Source organism: Streptomyces chilikensis, assembly GCF_001642695.1.
GTDB lineage: Bacteria > Actinomycetota > Actinomycetes > Streptomycetales > Streptomycetaceae > Streptomyces > Streptomyces chilikensis.
Genome location: NZ_LWCC02000005.1, coordinates 1,008,879 through 1,012,809, shown reverse-complemented (window position 1 = coordinate 1,012,809; position 3,931 = coordinate 1,008,879). Strand labels below are relative to the sequence as shown.

General features: G+C 74.3%; 5 protein-coding genes. All 5 read right to left on the bottom strand.

Annotated features, from left to right (window positions below; all coding sequences use genetic code 11):
* Positions 1–1,054 (bottom strand): 1,2-phenylacetyl-CoA epoxidase subunit PaaE (gene paaE, locus A2U95_RS04515; RefSeq protein WP_166020929.1); only part of this gene is annotated, 1,054 nt, incomplete at its 3' end.
* On the bottom strand, positions 1,054–1,572 hold the full coding sequence (gene paaD, locus A2U95_RS04510) for a 1,2-phenylacetyl-CoA epoxidase subunit PaaD (RefSeq protein ID WP_420856962.1): 519 nt from the start codon (positions 1,570–1,572) through the stop codon (positions 1,054–1,056). The genes paaE and paaD, both read right to left, overlap by 1 nt.
* A complete protein-coding gene (gene paaC, locus A2U95_RS04505) occupies positions 1,569–2,399 on the bottom strand; it encodes a 1,2-phenylacetyl-CoA epoxidase subunit PaaC (RefSeq protein WP_166020927.1) in 831 nt (276 codons plus the stop codon). Before paaC ends, paaD begins: the two co-directional genes overlap by 4 nt.
* A 9-nt stretch (positions 2,400–2,408) precedes the next feature.
* A complete protein-coding gene (paaB, locus tag A2U95_RS04500) occupies positions 2,409–2,717 on the bottom strand; it encodes a 1,2-phenylacetyl-CoA epoxidase subunit PaaB (protein ID WP_166020926.1) in 309 nt (102 codons plus the stop codon).
* Positions 2,714–3,700: a 1,2-phenylacetyl-CoA epoxidase subunit PaaA gene (gene paaA, locus A2U95_RS04495; RefSeq protein WP_166020925.1), complete on the bottom strand. Its 987-nt coding sequence runs from the start codon at positions 3,698–3,700 to the stop codon at positions 2,714–2,716. The genes paaB and paaA overlap by 4 nt, the downstream gene beginning before the upstream one ends.
* Positions 3,701–3,931: the final 231 nt, after the last annotated feature.

Below are 3,931 nucleotides of genomic sequence, written 5' to 3'. Positions count from 1 at the left end.
CGGCCTCGATCTCCGCCGGTTCGAGCGCGTAGTTGCGCCGCATGTCCGCCTCGCCCTCGGAGCACAGCGCGCGGCAGGTGCCGCAGACGCCCCCCTTGCAGGCGAACGGCAGGTCGGGACGCACCCGGGACGCCGCGTCGAGCAGGGTCTCCCCGCGGGACAGGGCGGAGGTGGTGGTGCGGCCGTCCAGGACGACCGTGACCTGGCTGACCGGTCCGTCGGGCCGCGCCTCCTCCCTGCGGACCGGGGCCGCCGGCTCGTCCCCGGCGAAGAACAGCTCCTGGTGGACCCGGTCGCCGGGCACTCCCAGGCCGGTCAGCACCCGCCGGGCGTCGCGGACCATGCCGTGCGGCCCGCACAGCCACCAGTGGTCGGCCCCGGCCACGTCGACCAGTCCGTCGACGAGCGCCGCCAGCCGGCCGGCGTCCAGCCGCCCGGTCAGCAGCTCCGCCTCGCGGGGCTCCCGGGAGAGCACGTGGGCGATCTGGAACCGGTCCGGGTGGAGGTCCTTGAGGTCGGCCAGCTCGTCGGCGAACATCACCGAGCCGGTCCGGCGGTTGCCGTAGAACAGGGTGACGCGGGAGCGGTCGTCGGCGGCGAGGACCGACTCCGCGATGGACATCATCGGGGTGACGCCGGAGCCGGCCGCGATCAGCACGTGGTGACCGGGCGTGGACAGGTCCGGCGTGAAGAGGCCGGTGGGAGCCATCACCTCGACGACGTCGCCGGGCCGGACGTCCTGGACCAGCCAGGAGGAGAAGAGCCCGCCGGGCACCACCCGCACGCCGATCCGGGGCGCCGAGCCCACCGGGGAGCAGATCGAGTAGGAGCGCCGCTCGTCGCGCCCGTCCACCTCGCGGCGGAGCGTCAGCGACTGGCCGGGCGCGAAGGCGAACTCCTCGGCCAGCTCGTCGGGGACGTCGAAGCGCACGGCGGCCGCGTCCTCGCAGAGCCGCTCCACGGCGGCCACCCGCAGGGGGTGGAAGGCCGGGCGCCGGCGTACCCGCCGCCCGGCGGCGGGCGCGGCGCCGGCCGGGGCCGTCACGTCTGCCATCAGATCTCCTTGACGTACTCGAACGGCTCGCGGCAGGCGCGGCAGCGCCACAGCGCCTTGCAGGACGTGGCGCCGAACCGGGAACTCTCCTCGGTGTCCGCCGAGCCGCAGCGGGGACACGCCACGCGGTGCCGGGCCGGCGACAGGGTGAGCGGCACCGGACCGGCCGCCCGGCGCGGAGCCGGGCCGGGCGGGGCGATGCCGTGCTCGGCGAGCTTGCGGCGCCCCTCGTCGGTGATCCAGTCCGTGGTCCACGGCGGATCGAGCACCGTGCGGACGTCCACCCGCGCGAACCCGGCGGCCTTCAGCCGGGCGGCCACGCCGGCCCGCATCTCGGCCATCGCCGGGCAGCCCGAGTAGGTGGGGGTCAGCGCGGCGACGACGGTGCCGTCCTCCGCGACCTCCACCCCGCGCAGCACCCCGAGGTCGGCCAGGGTCAGCATGGGCAGTTCCGGGTCCGGGACCTGCTCGGCGACGCGGCGCGCGCGCCGGGCCTCCAGGGCCTCCGTCCCGGTCACCACGTCGCCTCCGGGTAGGCCCGCGCCACCGACTGCAGCTCCGTCAGCAGCGGGGCGAGGTGCTCGGTGTGCCGGCCCTCGCGGCCCGGCCCCCCGGCGGCGGGGGCGGTCTCCGGCAGGGCGATGCCGCCCGCCCCGGCGACCTGGCGCAGGACGGCGAGGACCTCCTCGCGCGCGTCGTGGGCCGCGAAGAGCTCCTCCAGGTACGGCGTCACCCGCTCGAGCCCGGCCGCCATCCGGCGGTGCGACTCCTCGGTGCCGTCGCCCAGCCGGACCACCCACTCGGCCGCGTACTGGCGGTGGTAGGTCAGCTCCTTCACGCCCTTGGCGGCGACGGCGCGCAGCACCGGGTCGGCCGACGCGGTGAAGCCCTCGAAGTGGGCCAGCCGCCAGCTGGACAGCACCAGCAGCCGCGCCATGCTGAACGCGAAGTCCCCGTTGGGCAGTTCCGCCAGGGTCACGTTGCGGAACTCGCCGGGGTCGCGGAAGTACGCGTAGGCGTCCTCGCCGCGCCCCGTGCCGTCGGTCCGGCCGCACCGCGCGTACAGCAGCCGGGCCTGTCCGAGCAGGTCGAGGCCGATGTTGGCGAGCGCCATCTCCTCCTCGAGCTCGGGGGCGCGGGTGGTCCACTCCGCCAGGCGCTGCGCGCTCACCAGCGCGTCGTCGCCGAGCGCGAGGCACAGCGCGGCCAGCCCGTCGGTGTCGACGCCGTCGGGCACCGTGGTGTCCACGCCGTGCAGCGGGTCCTCGAAGCCGGTGCCGTAGGCCCACCGGGTGTCGTCCTCGTGCCCCTCGGCGAGGGTCATGTAGACGTGGTCGTCGTTCATGCCCTGCTCCTAGATGTGCGGGACGTCGTCGGGGATGTCGTAGAAGGTGGGGTGCCGGTACACCTTGTCCGCGCTGGGCGCGAAGAAGGGGTCCTTCTCGTCGCGGGTGGAGGCGGCGATGTGCTCGGAGCGCACCACCCAGATCGACACGCCCTCGTTGCGCCGCGTGTACAGGTCACGGGCGTGGGTGAGGGCCATCCGGTCGTCGGCCGCGTGCAGCGAGCCGACGTGGACGTGGTTCAGCCCGCGCTTGCCGCGCACGAACACCTCGTACAGGGGCCAGTCCCGCTTCCCGCCGTCGCGCGCCTCGCCGCTCATGCCGCCGTTCCCTTCTCCGTGCGGGCCGCCTGCTTGGCCGCGTGGGCGGCAGCCGCTTCCCTTACCCAGGCGCCCTCCTCGTGGGCGGTGCGCCTCCGTTCGATCCGCTGGGCGTTGCAGGGCCCGTCGCCCTTGATGACGCGCATCAGCTCGTCCCAGTCGGGGGTGCCGAAGTCGTGGTGGCCGCGCTCCTCGTTCCAGCGCAGCTCCGGGTCGGGAAGGGTGACGCCGAGCCTCTCGGCCTGCGGGACGGTCATGTCGACGAACCGCCGGCGCAGTTCGTCGTTGCTGTGCCGCTTGATCTTCCACGCCATGGAGGCCGCCGAGTTCGGCGAGTGGTCGTCCGGCGGGCCGAACATCATCAGCGACGGCCACCACCAGCGGTCCACCGCGTCCTGCACCATCTCCCGCTGGGCGTCGGTGCCGCGCATCATCGTCATGAGGAGTTCGTAGCCCTGCCGCTGGTGGAAGGACTCCTCCTTGCAGATCCGCACCATCGCCCGCGCGTAGGGCCCGTAGCTGCTGCGGCACAGCGGCACCTGGTTGCAGATCGCCGCGCCGTCCACGAACCAGCCGATGACGCCGACGTCGGCGAAGGTCAGGGTGGGGTAGTTGAAGATCGACGAGTACTTCTGGCGCCCCTCGATCAGCCGCTCGGTCAGGTCGGCGCGGTCGGCGCCGAGGGTCTCGGCGGCCGAGTACAGGTACAGGCCGTGTCCGGCCTCGTCCTGCACCTTGGCGAACAGGATGGCCTTGCGGCGCAGGGACGGCGCGCGGGTGATCCACTCCCCCTCCGGCTGCATGCCGATGATCTCCGAGTGCGCGTGCTGCGCGATCTGCCGGATCAGCGTGGACCGGTAGCCGTCCGGCATCCAGTCGCGCGGCTCGATCCGCTGGTCGCGCGCGATCGTCGCGTCGAAGTGCTCCTGCAACGGGGGGAGAGCGCCGGGCGCGGCCGACTCGGCGGCCTGCTGTGCCGTCATCCGTATCACCAATCCCTACCGACCATTCGTTCGGCCAATGATATGACGAGCATCCGGGGGTCCGGCAAGTGCCTGATCCGGTCGACCTCGCGTGGGCTCGCGTGCGGGGGCACGCCGCCCGCGCGCGGGGCGCGGGCGGCGTACGGGCCCGGTCGCGTCAGGGCGCGGTGGGGGGCGCGCCCGCCCCGCCGGTTCCTGCGGACCGTCCGCCCCGGTCCGTCGGGCGCGGGA